General features: G+C 33.7%; 16 protein-coding genes and 3 pseudogenes. 10 read left to right on the forward strand and 9 right to left on the reverse strand.

The window, feature by feature from the left end; genetic code table 11:
• Positions 1-85: 85 nt before the first annotated feature.
• Positions 86-544, forward strand: a complete 459-nt coding sequence (locus HUB95_RS01630; RefSeq protein WP_022626355.1) for a hypothetical protein — start codon at positions 86-88, stop codon at positions 542-544.
• Between the two features lie 15 nt (positions 545-559).
• Here HUB95_RS01630 and HUB95_RS01635 read toward each other — a convergent pair whose 3' ends face one another.
• Complete coding sequence (locus HUB95_RS01635) at positions 560-847, reverse strand: hypothetical protein (protein WP_007549783.1); 288 nt, start codon at positions 845-847, stop codon at positions 560-562.
• A 666-nt stretch (positions 848-1,513) separates the two neighbouring features.
• Entirely contained in the window at positions 1,514-3,535 is a 2,022-nt protein-coding gene (gene recG, locus HUB95_RS01640; RefSeq protein WP_015589220.1) for an ATP-dependent DNA helicase RecG, read from the reverse strand.
• Positions 3,536-3,831: 296 nt separating this feature from the next.
• Here recG and HUB95_RS01645 point away from each other — a divergent pair, with 296 nt between their 5' ends.
• A complete protein-coding gene (locus tag HUB95_RS01645; RefSeq protein WP_015589219.1) occupies positions 3,832-4,662 on the forward strand; it encodes a hypothetical protein in 831 nt (276 codons plus the stop codon).
• Here HUB95_RS01645 and miaA read toward each other — a convergent pair.
• Positions 4,659-5,543, reverse strand: a complete 885-nt coding sequence (miaA, locus tag HUB95_RS01650; RefSeq protein ID WP_209452473.1) for a tRNA (adenosine(37)-N6)-dimethylallyltransferase MiaA — start codon at positions 5,541-5,543, stop codon at positions 4,659-4,661. The two genes, HUB95_RS01645 and miaA, sit on opposite strands and share 4 nt — an antisense overlap.
• A gap of 75 nt (positions 5,544-5,618) precedes the next feature.
• Here miaA and HUB95_RS01655 point away from each other — a divergent pair, with 75 nt between their 5' ends.
• The 5 genes and pseudogenes from HUB95_RS01655 (at position 5,619) to HUB95_RS01675 (ending at position 9,223) form a co-directional block, all read left to right on the forward strand.
• A complete protein-coding gene (locus HUB95_RS01655; RefSeq protein ID WP_015589217.1) occupies positions 5,619-6,089 on the forward strand; it encodes a hypothetical protein in 471 nt (156 codons plus the stop codon).
• A 118-nt stretch (positions 6,090-6,207) separates the two neighbouring features.
• Positions 6,208-6,795 carry an L-threonylcarbamoyladenylate synthase gene (locus tag HUB95_RS01660; RefSeq protein WP_209452474.1) on the forward strand — a complete coding sequence of 196 codons (588 nt, stop codon included), beginning with the start codon at positions 6,208-6,210 and terminating at the stop codon, positions 6,793-6,795.
• 17 nt (positions 6,796-6,812) lie between these two features.
• A complete protein-coding gene (locus HUB95_RS01665; protein ID WP_141457205.1) occupies positions 6,813-7,634 on the forward strand; it encodes an AAA family ATPase in 822 nt (273 codons plus the stop codon).
• Between the two features lie 73 nt (positions 7,635-7,707).
• Positions 7,708-8,501, forward strand: a pseudogene (locus tag HUB95_RS01670) (hypothetical protein).
• Between the two features lie 68 nt (positions 8,502-8,569).
• Positions 8,570-9,223, forward strand: a complete 654-nt coding sequence (locus HUB95_RS01675) for a type IV secretion system protein VirB8 (protein ID WP_015589213.1) — start codon at positions 8,570-8,572, stop codon at positions 9,221-9,223.
• On the opposite strand, the gene HUB95_RS01680 is transcribed toward HUB95_RS01675, so the two are convergent.
• From HUB95_RS01680 to HUB95_RS01695, 4 genes are all read right to left on the reverse strand, one after another.
• Entirely contained in the window at positions 9,220-10,716 is a 1,497-nt protein-coding gene (locus HUB95_RS01680) for a proton-conducting transporter transmembrane domain-containing protein (protein WP_209452475.1), read from the reverse strand. The genes HUB95_RS01675 and HUB95_RS01680 overlap by 4 nt on opposite strands.
• Positions 10,717-11,007: 291 nt before the next feature.
• The gene (locus tag HUB95_RS01685) at positions 11,008-11,364 is read right to left on the reverse strand and encodes a holo-[acyl-carrier-protein] synthase (RefSeq protein ID WP_007549151.1); all 357 of its coding nucleotides are present in this window, start codon (positions 11,362-11,364) and stop codon (positions 11,008-11,010) included.
• Positions 11,361-12,629: a proline--tRNA ligase gene (gene proS, locus HUB95_RS01690; protein ID WP_015589211.1), complete on the reverse strand. Its 1,269-nt coding sequence runs from the start codon at positions 12,627-12,629 to the stop codon at positions 11,361-11,363. The genes HUB95_RS01685 and proS overlap by 4 nt, the downstream gene beginning before the upstream one ends.
• 315 nt (positions 12,630-12,944) lie before the next feature.
• A complete protein-coding gene (locus HUB95_RS01695) occupies positions 12,945-14,273 on the reverse strand; it encodes an IS4-like element ISWosp9 family transposase (RefSeq protein WP_197907300.1) in 1,329 nt (442 codons plus the stop codon).
• Positions 14,274-14,374: 101 nt separating this feature from the next.
• Here HUB95_RS01695 and HUB95_RS01700 point away from each other — a divergent pair.
• Both HUB95_RS01700 and HUB95_RS01705 read left to right on the forward strand, forming a co-directional pair.
• Positions 14,375-14,584, forward strand: a pseudogene (locus tag HUB95_RS01700) (insulinase family protein); the annotation flags it as partial.
• A pseudogene (locus HUB95_RS01705) lies at positions 14,571-15,889 on the forward strand (M16 family metallopeptidase). The pseudogenes HUB95_RS01700 and HUB95_RS01705, both read left to right, overlap by 14 nt.
• Positions 15,890-15,898: 9 nt before the next feature.
• Here the strand turns inward: HUB95_RS01705 and purN are convergent.
• The gene (gene purN / locus HUB95_RS01710) at positions 15,899-16,459 is read right to left on the reverse strand and encodes a phosphoribosylglycinamide formyltransferase (protein WP_015589189.1); all 561 of its coding nucleotides are present in this window, start codon (positions 16,457-16,459) and stop codon (positions 15,899-15,901) included.
• A 304-nt stretch (positions 16,460-16,763) separates the two neighbouring features.
• Between purN and HUB95_RS01715 the strand changes: the two genes are divergently transcribed.
• On the forward strand, positions 16,764-17,180 hold the full coding sequence (locus HUB95_RS01715; RefSeq protein WP_006279382.1) for a hypothetical protein: 417 nt from the start codon (positions 16,764-16,766) through the stop codon (positions 17,178-17,180).
• Here the strand turns inward: HUB95_RS01715 and HUB95_RS01720 are convergent.
• Entirely contained in the window at positions 17,173-17,703 is a 531-nt protein-coding gene (locus HUB95_RS01720) for a Na+/H+ antiporter subunit E (protein ID WP_010962821.1), read from the reverse strand. The two genes, HUB95_RS01715 and HUB95_RS01720, sit on opposite strands and share 8 nt — an antisense overlap.
• Between the last annotated feature and the right edge of the window lie 24 nt (positions 17,704-17,727).

Genomic DNA, 17,727 nt, shown 5'->3' on the forward strand with positions numbered 1-17,727 from the left:
GAATTATATATTAGGTAGTCTAAAAGATATAATTGTGAAACTGTTTCTCTTCACAATGTATCTTTACACATTCAGCATTGTGCTCATGTTTCTCAGCAATGGTTTTTGGTATGCTGTAGAATTTTGCTCTTTCAAAAATGCGTTTTACCGTTTGTTTCAATATTGCAAGTGGTATTATGAAAATAGGGAAGATCTCGGTTACGGAATTTCTATTCGAATATTAGTGGCGTTTCTTACTCCGCATTTTCTCTATAAATTATTACTTGGCACAGGCTGGAAGTCCTTTTTAAAGGAAAAGATAATACAGATACTCAACACAAGAAGAAAAAAGGGTAGTGAGTTCAGTAACAGTAGCAAACCAAGTGGCAGTAGTTATAGTGATAAGAATAATTACAGCAATAACAGTGGTAACAATGAGCGTCAAGCTCAAGATGCAAAGCGAAAAGTAAACATGATAAAGCAGCTATTAATCAAAGATATAGAGGCAACTATAGATAGGAGATTGAATTATATTTTTTTCGGTAAAAGGAGTAAACCTCATTAAGTATATAAAAAGGCTTTATCTAGTAAGGCTTTTTAAGGTTGGCTGTATTTTATTTTTTACGTATACCGGATCACAATCAGCCAATATACATGTGTGCACAAAATCTTGACTAAAGTCTGATAACCAAGAAATTGCCTTACGTTTTTCTACCAAGCTTTCTGTTTTTTTGCAGTGACTTGCTGCATCAATCATTGCCTGCGCTATTACTGATTTCCACAGCAAATAATACCTTTGTATATCATCTGACGTACTATTTGTTTCATAGTGGTTAAAAAATTCTTTAAAATTGAAGTTGTTTGACATAATGATACCTCTTTGGATTGAAATTTGAAATGATTTGAGTTTATGTCGCCACAGCAGATTCCGCTAACAAGCAGCGGGATAACGAATTACTTAACCGTCATTACACCGTCATACCGCGATTCATTCGCGGTATCTCATCAGCTAACAAGCAGCGGGATGACGGTTGTCGTTTATCCATAAACATTAAGAAATTTACCAAATAAAAAAAAGGCAAAAGAAGCCCCGTGGTTATTATCCGCTTTAAAATATTGGCGTTTTTTATGTTTTAAACGCTTGACAAGCAAGATTTAGCTGCTTTTAATTGCAACTAACTTACGCTGCAAATGTTTAAGAAATTTACTAAGCAGAAAAAAAGACAAAGAATCCCCGAGTTAGCTAGTCTTTTACTATCTCTGTCGAGTATTGGCATTTTTTGATGTCTTGTAACGCTTTATAAGCGCGTTCAGCTTATTTAGATAAAAATCTAGATGTAGATGAAGTTTTGTAAAGACATACAGTATCTATATACTGCAAAAAATTGAACATAAGACGCCGATACATTAAGTAATCCTTACCTTTTAATCTGCAGATTGGCGAAAGCAAATACAATAGCTTCAGTTTTATGATAAGGGGGCTGGCGGAGTTTGTCAAGGAAGTTTTTTTGTTTCTGCGGGCTACCTGGTTTTTCTACTGAAATTTTGAAAAATGTAATCTACTCCTATATTCAAATATATCAAGCAGTAATTCAAAATCAGCCATTGCGCCTTTTGCGTTATTATACGCGAGATTGAGCAGCTCTTTGTCCTGATATAAATCAGCAAATTTAAATTCCATACATCCTGATTGTTTTGTGCCTAAAATATCTCCACTGCCTCTTAGCATCATATCCCTTTCAGCAATGTAAAATCCATCTTGTGACTCACACATGATCTTTAACTTTGAAGATGAGCTTTTACTTAAATTATCGTATAATAATACACAAAAAGATGGCTTGTTTCCTCGCCCTACTCTGCCTCTTAACTGATGCAATTGTGATAACCCAAATTGCTCTGCATTTTCTATAATCATGATGGTTGCATCTGGCACATCTATACCAACTTCTATCACAGTGGTTGCAACAAGCAGAGAAAATTCATTCCTTTTGAAGGAAAACATAACTTGATCTTTCTGCTCCTGAGTCAATTTTCCGTGTATTATCCCGACTTTATCAAGAAATGTTTTTTGTAATTCCTGAAAACGCATCTCTGCTGCAGCAATATTGGTCTCTTCGTTTTCTTCTATATATGGACAAATCCAATATGCTTTTTCGCCCCTGTTTATAGCACCTTTTAGCTTTTCAATAACATCTGGCACCCTACTAATGTTCATAGTTACAGTTTTTATTGGCAATCTGGATTTTGGTTTTTCTTTCAAAATTGAACATTCAACGTCACCATACATAGCTTGCTGCAAAGTTCTTGGAATGGGAGTTGCAGTAACGAAAAGTATATCGGCATTTTCTCCTTTTCCTACCAAGCGATTTCTCTGCATCACTCCAAATCGCTGTTGCTCGTCTATGACTGCAAGCCCTAAATTTTTAAATGTAACGTTAGCTTGAAATAGTGCATGAGTGCCAATCACTATATTTAAAACACCACTTGCAAGTTCGTTCATGATAATCTTTCTTTCCTTGCGCGAAGTTTTACCAGTAAGCAGCGCAACTTTTATATCGGTACAGGATAAAACTTCCTCAATCCAATTATAATGTTGCTCCGCCAAGATAGTAGTCGGTGCCATTAGAGCTGCCTGCATGTTGTTTTCTACCACATTTATCATTGCAAAAAGTGCAACTACGGTTTTGCCACTACCAACATCACCTTGCAGCAAGCTTATCATGCGATACTTGGATTTTTGTCTCTCTGAGATCTCATCTATTGCACGAGTTTGATCATTTGTTAATTGAAACGACAATTCATTTAAAACTTGCTCTTTGTATTTACTCAATATTATAAATTCTCTTCCCCTTTCTTTCACATGATTTTTTCTTGCAAGTTTCAGCGCTAGCTGATACGCAAACAATTCATCATAAGCAAGCCTTTTTCTACAAACCTCAGCTTCCACCAATGAGCTTGGTCTGTGCAACTTTATGATGCTTTCCCTCCAACTTAACCATTTTTTTTGCTTGATTAATGTATCATCTATCCACTCTGGTAAATCAGGCAATTCCTTTAGATTAGAGCTTATTATGTTCCCAATGCGCTTATTGGTAATGCCACGGCATAATTGGTAAACTGGCTCTATGCAAGCTATTTTTTTAAATTGGTTGATGTCAAGCGACACGTAATCTGGATGAGTAATTTGCCAATGTTCAGCAAATTTTTCGAGTTTGCCACTGATGATCACATTCGCTCCAATTGGAAATAGTTTATATAAATACTTAACTGAGTAATTAAAAAAGACTATGAATATATACTGACTCTCACTTTCAACGACTATTTTATATGGTCTACCTCTAAAAGTGGGCGACTGATGCTCATAAACTTTTGCAATGAAAGTTGTAAATTCTCCAACTCGAGCATCAGATAGTAACTTGCTTCTATCCACATAACTAAGTGGCTTATAAAACAGCAGATCCACCACCTTGTCCCCACCACAAAGTTTAGGCAATATTGCGGAATGGAACTTAGGTATATTCTCCAGCCTGCTATTTAGAAAAATCTGATTGCTCATTGAGATTCATACATGTGTAAAACTGTTATAGAGCCTTTTTAAAATCTTGTCACCTTATGGTCAGGTATGCACTATAGCTAGCACAGCTCTCTAACGTTATACCGCGATTCATTCGCGGTATCTCAGCCGCTAACACGTAACGGAATGACGAATTTGTTGTTTTTAAAATCATCGGTAAGCCTAAGTTACCCCTAACTATATTTGCTATCATAGGGCTTATAGTAGGTATTTTATTAACTTATTAATCATTTTTATGTATTATTATACTATCAGCAGTCTATATCAAGGTATTCATAATGAGTAGCTCTATATCAGAAGAAAAGGAAAATCCAGTAGTTACATTAAGAGCTCAAGCAGAAAAGTTTGGTTTTAGCAAGTTAAGAGCTGGTAAAGACAATGCTGAAGCGAATTCTGGTAATACAGCGTTCTTAGATTTTCAGAGAATGGATTTTGTTATTAACGGCAAAAGTATAAGTAGAGATTTGATTGCCGAGCTATACAAAGAACATGATAGTTTACTGCCAAAAAGTGAAGGTAAAAATGAAGACTACCGCCCATTTGCAAGAAAAGTTTTTAAGGAGATGTTCAAATACGCTAAGGCAGAAGTTCCAAGTGACTCTATCTTGGAAGAATTAGTTATCAATTGTAATCAAGCAGGATATGAAGCTGGTGTACATATAGAGTTTCAAGGTGCACTTAGCCAGCATTCATTCATAATAGAAAGACCTGAAAAAGTGATAAGTATTGACTGTGTTAGCCAAAATAATGTGAGTGTTAAATCTGATATGACATTACCAATATTTTTCCAAAGGAGTGACGGTACATTCGGTGACAAGGTGTGTGATCTATCCAGCTCACTAGAATTCACGCTTAAGTCTCAAGATGATAAAAATGTAACATACACAAATGGTAACTTGTCACTTACTGTTCCTGAGAGACTGAAGGACTATAATATAGGTGATAAAAGCTTATTTGACATTATAAAAGAATACTTTCAGAAATTGTGCGAGAGGCTTGGATTTTTTAAAATAAAAATAGAGCATGGTTTAGGCGATCCACTAGAAGTAAGCGACCATCTGGAAAATATGGAACCCCCTATTCGTAGTAATGAGCACGGCCTGAATTAAAATATCTTGAGCTTGTTTGCACAATCAATCACTTCAGCATTTAGAAATTGTTTTTTAAACCAGGTATACTGACGTTTCGCGTAGTGTCTTGTGTTTGTTTGAGCAATTTGTATCGCTTCGTCTAAAGTAATCTCACCTTTCAAGTACTTTATAATTTCTGGCACTCCGTGTGCTTTCATAGCTGGCAAATGTGGGGCTAGGTTCATGCTAAGTAGCTTTTTTACTTCATCAATTGCTCCATTTTCAATCATTGTAATGAAACGAGAATTTATTTTTCGGTATACATCTTCACGTTTAGGCAGAATTGTATATATCTTAAAATTATTGAATAAAGGAGGCTGTCTATTCTTTTGCCATACAAAAATTGACTTGCCAGTTTCAGTGATAACTTCAAGTGCCCTTGAAAGGCGGTGCGAGTCATTCATGAACACTTTACCTTGAATCCTTGGATCTTTGCTTAGCGCTAATTTGTAAAACTCCTCTTTACTTAAATTTTTCCTGAGCTCACTTACGTTTTTTCTCACTTTCTGACTTATTTGTGGCATTGATGATAAGCCTTTGATTAAACTGCTGATGTAAAGCCCGCTTCCTCCAGTGATGATAGGTATTTGAGCATTTTCTAATGCGTGATTAACTTCTTTTTCTAAATCTTCTAACCATAGACCCACGGAATAATTTTCTTTTGCTGAAACATAACCATATAGTTTATAAAATACTTCTTGCTTTGGTGGTTGAGCAGTAATTATGGGAATTTCTTCATATACCTGCTTTGAATCACAATTTATTATACTAATATTTCCATATTTTTCTATCAGGTTATCGCATAATTCTGATTTACCTGAGGCCGTAATTCCTGTAATAATTACTATATTATTTTTCATTTATATTAATTTAATTAACATATGATAAAGTGTAGTAAAAGTTTGGATTCTACAATCTAAAGTTTGGAGATTTTTATGGCAGAAAACAACGACAATAATTCATTTACTAAGCGTTTCACAAACAGGACTCCTGGCGGTACAGGGGAAGGTTTTTCCAGTAAGTATTCGTCTCAAAACACCAAAGAACGGGCATTAGGGGAAAAAGGAAAAATTTCTGAATTAGCAGGCAAAAAAACCGAATCCAAGGAAGCTTTTTCTGAAAGTGGCGGCATAAAAAGTAAAAGCAGAACTGTCAATGAAAGATCTTTTGCTGATGCAACAAAAAGAAGTAGGTCAGATCTTGTATACTTAGTCCGTGGTAAAGATCGTGGAAAATCAGCGTGGCATTATGTGTTAGTTGATAAAGAGAAAAGAGAAATGTTTCTAGCAAAAAGCAGAACTGGCTCTATAGATGTTGCAGACTATGGAGAGATTTTGTATTCAGGATGGGGAGAGGATCCACCACAGGCAATAATTGATAAAGTCAATGAAGAGTTTGGGTTGTAGCAAATCTGCATAACAAATGGTAAGCTGCGTTGCATTACGTTTACAAAAACTAGCAGTTACTATATAAGATACAGTGCAACAAAACTGATCTAGTTGTTATGAATAAGTTTTTAGCTATATGGTATCTAAAATAATAAATGCAATACAGAACAATTTATTAGTGTGTTTTCCAACAGAAACAGTGTATGCTCTTGCTTGTAATGCACTAGATAATGAATCTATACGAAAAATATATCAGATAAAGAAACGCTCTCAAAATAAACCACTGTCTATATTTGTTAGTGATATTTACAATTTGACAAAAATAGCAAAGGTAAAGGAAAGATATATTGATTTAATAAACCACTTTTCTCCTGGACCAATTACCTATATTTTACCACTTAAAAACAACAACATATTGCCAAACGAATTCTTTAAAGATAGTATAGGTATCAGAATTCCTGAGCATCCTATTGCAATTTCAATACTAAACAAACTGAAAGTTCCAATAGTTGCAACTAGTATAAATATTTCAGGAGAAAAAAGTGTATGTAAGGCAGACGATATACCACAATCCATTAAGCAACATTTATCTGCAGTGATTGAAGATGACGAATTAGTTTCTGGTATAGAATCTACTATTATTGACTTAACCGAAGATAAGATTAAGGTTTTAAGGGAAGGTGCAATTTTATTACAAACAGTAAACAATGCATTTTCAAACTAAGATCTATAGGAGAAAGAATGAAAAAAGTAATAGGTCACAACCAGGCCAAAAAAAAATTAATGAACAACTTATCTGTTCAGTCTTGGCTGATCTGTGGTAAAAAAGGTATAGGAAAAGCAACACTTGCAAAATCCTTCTCCAATTGGTTACTCATAAAAAGCTATAATGAAGTAGCATTGGACTTACACATTGTTGAAGGTGATACTATCGGAATAGAAAAAGTCAGAGAAATGAAAAACTTTCTACACTTAAGTCCCATTCAATCAGAACACAAAATAGCTATAATAGATAGCTTAGAGGCAATGACTAATAACGCTAAAAACGCAATATTGAAAATATTAGAAGAGCCGCCAAAAAATTCTAAGATATTTATAATTAGCCATAAGCCATATGATATACAAACCACTATCTTGTGTAGGTGCTTTCAGCTGAATTTACTCCCATTAACTTATGATGAAACAAAGCAAGTTGTTTCATCTCAATGTAAATTTGATGATCAAATATTTGATGAAATCATTACTTTATTTCCTGGAATGCCAGGAATGATAATAAATGCAATAAGTAGTGATGCTTATGAAGCATACAAGTGCTTTTATAAATTTCTTCATGATTTAAAGAATCCCAATATGATTAATAAAGTAATTAATAGCGAAATCGAACTAGAACTAGCATCATATATAATTCAGGCCTTCATTTTAGAAAGCATAAAGAGAGAGGTAAATGATGTTGAAATTCTGCTAAGTCAGTGGAAAAAAATAGATGAACTTTTTGTTGTTGCTAAGCAACTCCACTTAGATAAAAAGCATGTTTTAGCTAATGTAGTTAATATCATGACATAAGTTTACAAAGTATAATACTTTTAACATAAATTCATGATAAAATCCTGTTAATTTAATACTTGAAGTATATAATTTGACTGATAATAAATTAACTGTATGGCAATCAATAGAAGTTTTGACGAAAGCTATACTGAATATGCAGAAAGAATTGAGTTCAATCAAGAATATAGCTTTAGACCAGGACGTCACCTTAGAAAAAGGAAAGGAGTTATTAAGTGGCATCTATGAGGCAAATTTTAAGCTAAACAAGGCAATCAATATAGCCACTTTGCCAAAAATTGGCTATCATATGCTAAATGGTGAGTTTGTTGTACGTAATCATATCACGGAAGAGGAAGTAAGGATTCCTAGAGATTTTCATTACCTTAAAGTCGTAAAATCCGATCATGATAATTATAAATTAACGTTTTGTAATTTTTTAGGTAATGAGTTTTTTGAATATAAAAAGTATGATCCACAATATTCTGGCGTTTCAGATGAATATAAGTTTGTGGATTTTGGTAGTGTAAAAAAGACTCATAATCTAAAATTTAAGGAATACGTTGGTCATGCACCTAAATTTTTGCTGCAGAAGGGCCTATTGAGCCTGGATCCCAAAACCATGTAATTGATCTATTTGAGCTAGTCAAAAGTGGTAAAGGTAGAAAAGTGGGAACCTTTGCTGATGAATTTGGTTATTTTGATGATCAAAATAAATTACATTATTATAATTATCACAAAAGTGTAGAAAGTAATACTTATGATCCTGAAAATTTCAGTGTAAAAATGATAAATATAGATGTGAGCAAAATCGATAAATTCTACCTCATTGCAGAACAAGGTGATATAATCATTCATCCTATTTGGGAAAATTTAGACATATTTTAAAGTTTTTTTTAGAGTATCTAAGCTTATTGTTATTATAATGATCCGATTAGGTCTGGTAGTATTGTGTTATGGAAGATAAATTGCTTGAATCAGTAAAAAACAAAAGTTATTTCAGTAAAGCAGTCGAATGGTACTGCCATAGGTATCTGTTTTGTGTAGCAGAAAGATCTTGGATGGCATTAATAGTATCGCTTCTCCTAGTATGCTTATGTTTATTAACATTAAACATATACCTGTTATTTCCTGTTAAAAAAGATTTAAATTTTGTGAAGTATATGAACCACACAGAAGATGAGTTCTCTGCAATGCATAAGCTTAGTTTCAGTAAAAAGGAAGATGAATACACTTCCACAGCGAGGTACTTAATAAGTAAATACATTGAAGTATACGAGTCCATTAAGACCGTTGAACCGAAGTACCAAGAAAATTTTATAAGAAACAATTCTATACATAAAATCCATCAAGGCTTTCAGGAAAAAACGAATAATGAAGCTGTTTCATCCAAAAGAAAAATTACCAACATAAACGTAATAACATTATCTATTGACCGATCGACCAAGGACCTAGTTACATTTGCTGGAAATGCTACTGTAGTTTTTACAACCGAGCAAAATAAGGAGGATACTGTGGAGATTAGCTTCACTTTGTCGAATATAAAAGCAACTCTGGCTGGTATAATACCATTTAAATTTATTGTTAATGGTTATAAATACAGATTTTAAAATATTACTTGGTAGCTAAAAAAAATAACCAAAGTGCATGTAGCAGTAATAACTGGAGGTAAAACTAGAAGAATTGGTGTTTTTTTAATAAAGTAATTCTGAGAAGGTTTTAAGAAAAAGGCGTTGTAAATTATCGGTAAAAAGTACAGAGCGTTGAGTATAGTACTAACAATTAACACTAGAGTTACAAACACAGAAAGTATTACATTGCCAGAGTTGAAAACAGCTTGAAAAATGAGAAATTTACCCCAAAAAGTCGGAGCAGGCGGCACCCCTATCATAGACAACGCACCTATAGCAAATGCTGTCATGCTAATTGGCATACTGCGTCCTATACCGTAAATCTTATCTATATACTTCTCACCTGCTCTTGTTATTATTGCTCCTGCAACGAAAAACAAAGTGATTTTTGCAAATGCGTGGCAAACTAATTGGAAAATTGCAACCCTCATGCTGAGCTCACTAAAAATTGAAGCGAATAATATAATATACGACAATTGAGAGATGGTAGAGTAAGCAAGCAATTTTTTTAATTCTTTTTGCTTTAATGCAATCAATGATGCAGTAATAATAGTAAATCCAGCAGCGTACGGAAGCCACCCTCCAGCAAACCAACTTTGCTGCGCAAAACGTTGCATGTTACCGATACCGAAAGTGTATAATATAACTTTTATGATGATGAAAACTCCGGATTTCACAACAGCAACAGCATGCAGTAGTGCGCTTACAGGAGTTGGTGCAACCATTGCTTTTGGTAACCAAAAATGCATTGGCATTAATGCAGCTTTTCCTATTCCGTAAATCAGCATAGCAAAACACACTGCAATGAAAGTGATGAGTGAAGTATCAAATTTGAATATTCCACCACTTACAAAGTCTAAAGTATGAAATTCATTATATAAAAGGCCTATTGCAGGAAAAAACAATACCAAAGAAGAGAAAAATAGCACGCCAAAGTAATAGCGCCCTGCAATCATTGATTCATTTGTTGAGTTGTAAGTAACCAGAGGGTATGTACTAATAGTTAGAAGCTCATAAAAGACAAATGTAGTGAGCAAATCTCCAGAAAAAGCAATAAACATTGCACAGCTAATTGATATTGAAAAAAAGCATAGAAAACTTGAGTGATTGCTATCAGCATAGTTATTATGCATATAACATATTGCATATATACTGGTCAGCACCCATAAAAACGATATTAATAAACTGAATATTACTCCGGTAGACTCTAGCTTTAAACTAATGTGCAAATTATTACCAAAATCCATGAGGATAAATTGAGAATGATCACCATACACCCAATATAAAGTGCACAGACACGTATACGTAAACAGAAGTACAGAAGAAGTGACAGTAATACTATTGTTCACTCCGGGCCATTTACCAGTAAAAAAAATAACTAACGCACTTAAAAGTGGAATCAACGCAGTAATTAATAAATAATTCTCAGTAATTGAAAATGGTAAGGAAAGATACATTAAGATATAGTCCATAAATTTTTTGTTTAGGTAAAGCTAGAATTATACTAAAATCATAGAAAAACTGCTATGTTTTTTTAGTTGTTGCATATGCTATAGCTATGCTGCCGCGGTATCTCTAGATCCCGCTAACACGTAGCGGGATGACGAGCTTATCGTCATGCCACCGCGAACCGTCATACCGCCGCGGTATCTCAGCATAGATTCCGCTAACTAGTAGCGGAATGACGGTTTTTCAAATTGTTGTAAGTCGGTTTAGCTATATAGATAGCATAAAGTCAACTGCATAAATTGAAACAATATCTGCTAGACGCAAATTACAACAAATGCAGTAGCGTAATCTCCATCGTCACTCAGAGAAAGATGAATTTTGGAGATAAAATCCTTGCTAACGGTAAGATATGGCTTGCCTCTTACATCATTGTATATTTCTATATCTTTCATTATAATACCCTGACCACTACCTCGTGCTTTAACAAAAGCCTCCTTTGCCGCAAAACGCTTAGCGAAATACCTTGCTCGCATTTCTTGACTATTATACTTTCTACTTAGCTCTATTTCTTTCTCAGTGTAGATTCTATTGAGAAATTTTTCCCCGTATTTTTGTAATATCCTCGATACTCTTGGTATATATACTATGTCAGTGCCGATACCGTGTATCATTTTGTGCTAAAGTGATTTATTGCTTCCTCAATCTGCATTTCCTTTACCTCTCCAGTTGCTCTATTTTTTACTTCAACTATCTTTTCATCTATTGCCTTTTTTCCGACAATTATTTGCCACGGCAAGCCTATCAGATCCATTCTAGAAAATTTTACTCCTACACTTCCTTCCGTGTCATCGTAAAGCACTTCATCGCTCTTCAAAGCTTTGTATATTTTATCTGCAGCCTCCGTTACTTTCGTTTGTAAATTGATTAAACCAATTCTGAAAGGAGCCACCGATTCTGGCCAGATAATTCCTTTATCATCATGAAAAGCTTCTATTATTGCACCGACAAGCCTTGAAACTCCAATGCCATACGAACCCATATGTATATTGACATTTTTTCCATCTTGAGAAGTAACACTTGCCTTCATAGGCTTTGAGTATTTGTCGCCAAAATAAAAAATATGCCCTATTTCAATACCTTTACTAACATTTAACTGCTCTTGTGATATAGGGCAAGTCTCAGGATCATGCATATCATCTGCAACTGCGTATATACTCTTCAAACTTTCAACATCTTCGCTTTCTAGCAACTCAGAAAATTTGTTGTCGTAATATAAAGTGCTTTCACCAGTGTTTGCCAATATATGAAACTCGTGGCTCAAATTTCCTCCAATTGGCCCCGTATCAGCTCGAACTCCAATTGGGGTAAGTCCCATGCGTTTGAAGATTTTTATGTAAGTTTTGTACATCAAATTATATGAATTCAGTGCACCTTCGTAATCTACATCGAAGCTATATGCATCCTTCATCAAAAATTCCCTGCCCCTCATAACGCCATAACGTGGTCTTACCTCATCACGAAACTTCCATTGAATTTGGTATAAACAAAGTGGCAAATCTTTGTAACTTTTTACCATATCTCTAATTAGATCAGTTGCCACCTCCTCGTGCGTTGGACCAAAAAGCATGTCTTCCTCATGCCTATCCCTTATACGTAACATTTCCTTACCGTAATCATCGTAACGCCCTGATTCTCGCCAAAGATTTGCTGGTTGGACACAAGGCATCAACACTTCAATAGCACCGGATTTGTTCATTTCATCTCTGATAATGTCTTCAATATTTTTAAGCACTAAGAGACCAAGTGGTAACCAGGAATAAATGCCAGATGCTATCTGCTTTATTAAACCTGCACGTAAAGAATATTGATGGGAGATAATTTTAGCATGAGCAGGCTTTTCCTTTAGAGTTGGTAAGTAATACTTGGATAAACGCATATAATAGATCTGATTGTATTAAACAATCTTAATACAATCAGATCTATAGGTAAACTTATTTTGAAAAAGAAGGGAAGTGTGTGGTGCTTTCCTTAACGTACTAATACCGATCCCCTCTCAAATTTAGTAGCCGCTCCACCAAACATTTTACAACGGTCCTTAACAGAAGAAGCTGGTAGCTTTCCTGCTTCATTAGTCACTGTTGTTGCAGGAAGAGCTTCAGGTTTCGTTTTTAAATTAACAGGCTTAGGCGATATCAGTGGTTTATCTGCCTTTGGCGCAGAATGTGAGGGAGTGTTAAATAAACCATACGCGTCAAGTTAAGGAATGTAGAGAGCTTAAAGTAGATACCCTGGTCTTCCTATATCTGTCTTTCAAAGAAAACTTTGACCAGATTATAGTAAGCTTTTTTAGAAAAATTTTTAAATTATTGACAATATTGTTTAATATCAAAAAGAGCTCTCTAACCCGCCTTTTCAATTCAATAAATGCCTTTGTTAAACTGAGCTCCGTGTTCTTTTTTAGTTTTACACAGCCAATCATTCCGTGAAATACGAGAATAGCACATAATTTTGCGTATAGCTCGCACAATACTCTAAATGGATTTGTCTTTCCTTTTAGTTTATCAAGATTGATATGACTTTTATATAGTTTAAATAGTAATTCGATTTGCCATCTTACTCTATAAACCGTCAATATTTGTTCAGCATTAATTTTACTCTCTGGAACATTAGTTATAAATATTGACCAATCTAATAACTTTTGATTCTTTTGAGAAGATGTATATCCATGTGACTTTGCTAATTTATTAGCCTTTCTTCTTCTAGCCATAGACTGTTCTTCAGTTAGCTTTTGACATATAATTCTTACCTTAATTTTTACTTCCTTTCCTAATAATACTTCTTTTTCTGAAGATAATTGACCTTCCAAATACTCCAATAGCTCTATTTTTTGATTTGTTTCTATATCATATATATTGGTATCAGACTTATAACGACTAACAAAATATGCACCTGCTTCATCAATCTGTTTAAAAGAACTAGGCACAAAGTAGCCCAAGTCAAATATTAGCAAATCATTGGCTGATAAACCGTTCAGATAATCCCTATAACCTTGATCCGACCTTATTCCTTCCATAAAATTTAACTTATCTAGCGCTTGATTCAGGTAATCAAAGACTAACTGTAGCTTTATTCCTGATTTGGTATTATTCTCACAATCTCTATAGCTACTGCCATATCCTTTGTACATATCTTCTATGCTACTGGGCAGGCTAATGTAGCTGCTATCCAATAATTTAACGCTTCCAAATTGCTGTAAAATTTTGCAATCAATCTGTAGACTTTTTTTAAATAAACACAAAGCTTCGTTATACATTTTTTTCATGAACTCAACTGCTTCTTCACTAAACCTAAAATCTAAACCCTGTTTTGTAATTTCTATCGAGTCTTCATTTAGCAATTGGCACATTGTTTCTATGCTGCAATCATCAACTCCTATGTTACCAAAAACCATAGCTTTTATGAATGATGAGCCATTAAGTTTTCTCTTTCTTTTTATAAAACCTACTGCAATTGATATTTCGTCTGCTTTTTCATTAAAGAATTCATTGAGGTCTTTTGATAAGCAAGCTATTCTGTCCATTGTAAGTTCTCTCATTCATATATCCAAGAGAATTTATACTTTATTATTTTCCTTCACTCTATCAACTTTACTTACACTTTTCCTTAACTTGACGCGTATGGTTTGATAATCTATCTGACTTAACTCATATAGCGATGTTCTATGTGCCACACCTTGCACTTGGTATTCCACTTGATGAAATAGATATTTCATATAGCAAAATAGATGATGTTAATTTAGAGGATGTAAATAACAAAATTCGTACTATCTTTTCTTCCAATAAGTTAATTGGTCGTTTATTACCAAAAGGAGATAACAATGAGAATAAGTAAATTTGTACTTCTGTTTTTTTTCTGCCTAAGCTTTAATTTACAAGCAAGTGGTAGCTTAAATATAGAGGAGGTCACTACCCGTAAAGGATTTAAGTTTTTATTTGTCGAAAACTGTGCTTTACCAAAAGTTTCACTGAATATATCATTTAAAGATGCAGGTTATGTGTATGAGAATGCAGAAAAACAGGGACTTACCTGGTTTACTTCTCTTATAATTCAAGAAGGGGCAGGAAAAAATGATGCCAAAGATTTTGCGAAAAAGCTTGAAGATAAAGGGATTAGTTTAAATTTTATTGCTGATTTAGAAGCATTTAGGGTTTCATTAAATACTTTGTCTGACAATCTAGAGGAAGCAATTTCATTACTGAGCGATACTATAATGCGTCCTAAAGTTGACCCTGAAGGGTTGAATAGAGTTTTCGAGAAAGCCAAAGTTAATTTTAATAATCTTGAAAAAGTCCTTATTTTGTTGCTGGAAAAGAATTAGATACGTTATTGTTTAAAAAACATCCTTACTCAAAAAGTGTGTACTGTACTCTTGACACTATAATGAACATTACTAGAGGTGATGTTTTAACATACATAAAGCGTAATTTTGCTAAAGATAACATAGTTATCAGTGTTGCTGGTTGTGCAAAAAAAGAAGAAATCATTACATTATTAGATAAATATTTATCTAAATTGCCGTCAAAAAGATCAAAAGTTAGAAAAATACCTGTAAAAAATAATTTTGGTTCTGCAGAAAGTAAGAATATTTTTATGGATATACCACAGAGTGTGATACTTTTTGCTCAAAAAGGTATAGCTTATGAAGATCCTAATTATTATAACGCTGGTGTCTTAATTGATGCACTTGGTGGCATGAGGCTGAATTCAATATTAATGACAGAACTGAGGCAAAACTTGGGTATTACTTATGGTGTTTATGCAAGTATTATTTCCAATAAACATGGAAATATTATATCTGGATTTATAAGTACTGATAGTTCTGCTGCTGGCAAAGCTATATCAGCAGTAAAAGATACATTTAGCAGAATAAAAAAGCAAGGAATTGACGAACAATTGTTCAAGGATGCAAAAATTGGCTTGGTAAATAATCTTGTCCTTTTCCTGTCCAATAACACAAATACAGCAACGCTGCTAGATAATATGCAGATAAATAATCGTGATGTTAACCGTATAAATAATTATGCGAATATCATTAATGATGTTAAATTAGAGGAAGTAAACGAACTGGCAAGTTCTTTACTGGAACCTGAAAATTTATTTTTTGTTGAAGTTGGAAAAAACGCTCAAGGTCAATAATTATTACAGTCATATATCTTCTGCTATTGACCTTACTGCTTCTACATAACACTTATGCTCCTTAGCTAGAATGCGTTCTGAGAGGCTTTGAATATCATCAGCTGGTAACACTGGTACAACAACTTGAGCAATTATGGCTCCAGCATCAACTTCAGGAGTGACATAATGTACAGTACAACCTGTAATTTTTACACCTGCTTTTAGAGCTTGCTCTTGAGCGTTTAGACCTTTAAAAGACGGAAGTAAAGAGGGATGAATATTTATAACCTTGTTATGCCATTTACTCAGAAAATCAGCTTTGAGAATTCTCATAAACCCTGCAAGGCAAATTAAATCAACCTTATGTTGAACAAGTATTTCGTGAATTTTACCAGCATCAAGCGGTTTATCTTTAACAATAAACGCTGAGATTCCTGCTTGCTCTGCTATTTTCAGACCAGCAGCTTCGCTATTATTTGTGATAACACATGCAACTTCTGCGGAAAAATTCTGATCTTGACATGCTTCTATTAAGGCCTGCATATTCGACCCCCTACCTGAAATTAGTATTCCGAGTTTTATCTTTTTCATTATAGCACAGTTAGTTTAGAATTTAGTTAATACTAACAAAACAGCTCAAAAGGAAAACTTATTTTATAGCAAAGAAGGCAGACTAAACTCTTTATATAAGTGGACCTCTAATTTTGAACCTCACTGGACAACACAAAATAACGAATAGCCCCATGTACCCAGCTTAAACTAGCTTTAATGCTTAGATATTGTGCTATTTTTGTATAATATACTACTATAAGTATATATTTTTGTAATCGCGTTATTATTTATTTAACAAAGTATTAGTATAATTTATTACACTGGATTAAATGGAGAAAGTTCAATGAGTAAATTACCGAACAATGCAAAAATAGGTAAATCTCAGGTTACTCAGTGGGAGGTAATAAAAAATTGTGAATATGCTGATAATTGCTTGTCAAAAATAGTAACTTTGTACGTTATTAGAATAACTCAGCTATCAGATTTTTATACGAGTGACGAACCTGAAATTAACACTGTTTTAGCAAGAATAAGCGTGACAAGTGAAAATGTATTTTTAAACAAGGCTACTACTATTGAAGTTATGGAAGGTATTTTTCCGTATAAATTCAACAGCAAGAAGAGAAATAACATATTAAGGTTAGAAGATTTGTATAATTATTTATGTTCTATTGTTAACAATAGCCTTCCAAAAGAAATGCTTGAAAGTCTTGTAAGGGAATATAAGGATGCTGTTAACTTATTTAAAGCAATTACTTAACTGAACGTAGTATTTTTAAGATTTTATTTTCTATTTCAGAAATGCCGCTTTCAAGATCTTTATCTATCAAATACATGGTAGAGAAATATGTTTTCTGCTTACTTTCAACATTGATAGTTAAAGTTCCGGGAGTGATTGTGACTGAATTGGCAAATAACGCAATGCTTTCATCATTATGCCCTTTGCATTTTCTTAGAATAATGATTGGCTCAAGCTTAGATTTGAGTTGTAGCACCTTTTTTGTTACATAAACACTTGATAAAATGATTTGGTACATTAACCATGGTATATAACTTACTAACTTATAAAACGACAGTCTACTCGTACTATTTAAAATCTGGCTAAGAGCTCTTTCAGCGTTTATCAACCTTCTAAAGATAAACGATGTGAATATAGAGGAAAACACTCCACAAAAAATAAAAAACGGCTCAAAATAACCAGACAATACAGTCCATAGAACAAATAAAATTATAAATGACAGAGAAAAAAACTTGATTTCCTTCCTAAAGTTGAGGTTTTTCATAGTCTGTAATATAACTTAAATGAC

The sequence above is a fragment of the Wolbachia endosymbiont of Ceratosolen solmsi genome (genome assembly GCF_017869155.1).
Classification (GTDB): Bacteria; Pseudomonadota; Alphaproteobacteria; order Rickettsiales; family Anaplasmataceae; genus Wolbachia; species Wolbachia pipientis.

Excerpts from the sequence above, each read along its gene's own strand:
- HUB95_RS01680 (WP_209452475.1), bottom strand. The coding sequence starts at position 10,716 with ATGGACTATATCTTAATGTATCTTTCCTTACCATTTTCAATTACTGAG.
- HUB95_RS01630 (WP_022626355.1), top strand. The coding sequence starts at position 86 with ATGTTTCTCAGCAATGGTTTTTGGTATGCTGTAGAATTTTGCTCTTTC.
- HUB95_RS01695 (WP_197907300.1), bottom strand. The coding sequence starts at position 14,273 with ATGGACAGAATAGCTTGCTTATCAAAAGACCTCAATGAATTCTTTAAT.
- HUB95_RS01720 (WP_010962821.1), bottom strand. The coding sequence starts at position 17,703 with ATGAAAAACCTCAACTTTAGGAAGGAAATCAAGTTTTTTTCTCTGTCA.
- HUB95_RS01655 (WP_015589217.1), top strand. The coding sequence starts at position 5,619 with ATGGCAGAAAACAACGACAATAATTCATTTACTAAGCGTTTCACAAAC.
- proS (WP_015589211.1), bottom strand. The coding sequence starts at position 12,629 with ATGCGTTTATCCAAGTATTACTTACCAACTCTAAAGGAAAAGCCTGCT.
- HUB95_RS01660 (WP_209452474.1), top strand. The coding sequence starts at position 6,208 with ATGGTATCTAAAATAATAAATGCAATACAGAACAATTTATTAGTGTGT.
- HUB95_RS01665 (WP_141457205.1), top strand. The coding sequence starts at position 6,813 with ATGAAAAAAGTAATAGGTCACAACCAGGCCAAAAAAAAATTAATGAAC.
- HUB95_RS01645 (WP_015589219.1), top strand. The coding sequence starts at position 3,832 with ATGAGTAGCTCTATATCAGAAGAAAAGGAAAATCCAGTAGTTACATTA.
- HUB95_RS01715 (WP_006279382.1), top strand. The coding sequence starts at position 16,764 with ATGAGTAAATTACCGAACAATGCAAAAATAGGTAAATCTCAGGTTACT.
- miaA (WP_209452473.1), bottom strand. The coding sequence starts at position 5,543 with ATGAAAAATAATATAGTAATTATTACAGGAATTACGGCCTCAGGTAAA.
- HUB95_RS01685 (WP_007549151.1), bottom strand. The coding sequence starts at position 11,364 with ATGATACACGGTATCGGCACTGACATAGTATATATACCAAGAGTATCG.
- purN (WP_015589189.1), bottom strand. The coding sequence starts at position 16,459 with ATGAAAAAGATAAAACTCGGAATACTAATTTCAGGTAGGGGGTCGAAT.
- recG (WP_015589220.1), bottom strand. The coding sequence starts at position 3,535 with ATGAGCAATCAGATTTTTCTAAATAGCAGGCTGGAGAATATACCTAAG.
- HUB95_RS01675 (WP_015589213.1), top strand. The coding sequence starts at position 8,570 with ATGGAAGATAAATTGCTTGAATCAGTAAAAAACAAAAGTTATTTCAGT.
- HUB95_RS01635 (WP_007549783.1), bottom strand. The coding sequence starts at position 847 with ATGTCAAACAACTTCAATTTTAAAGAATTTTTTAACCACTATGAAACA.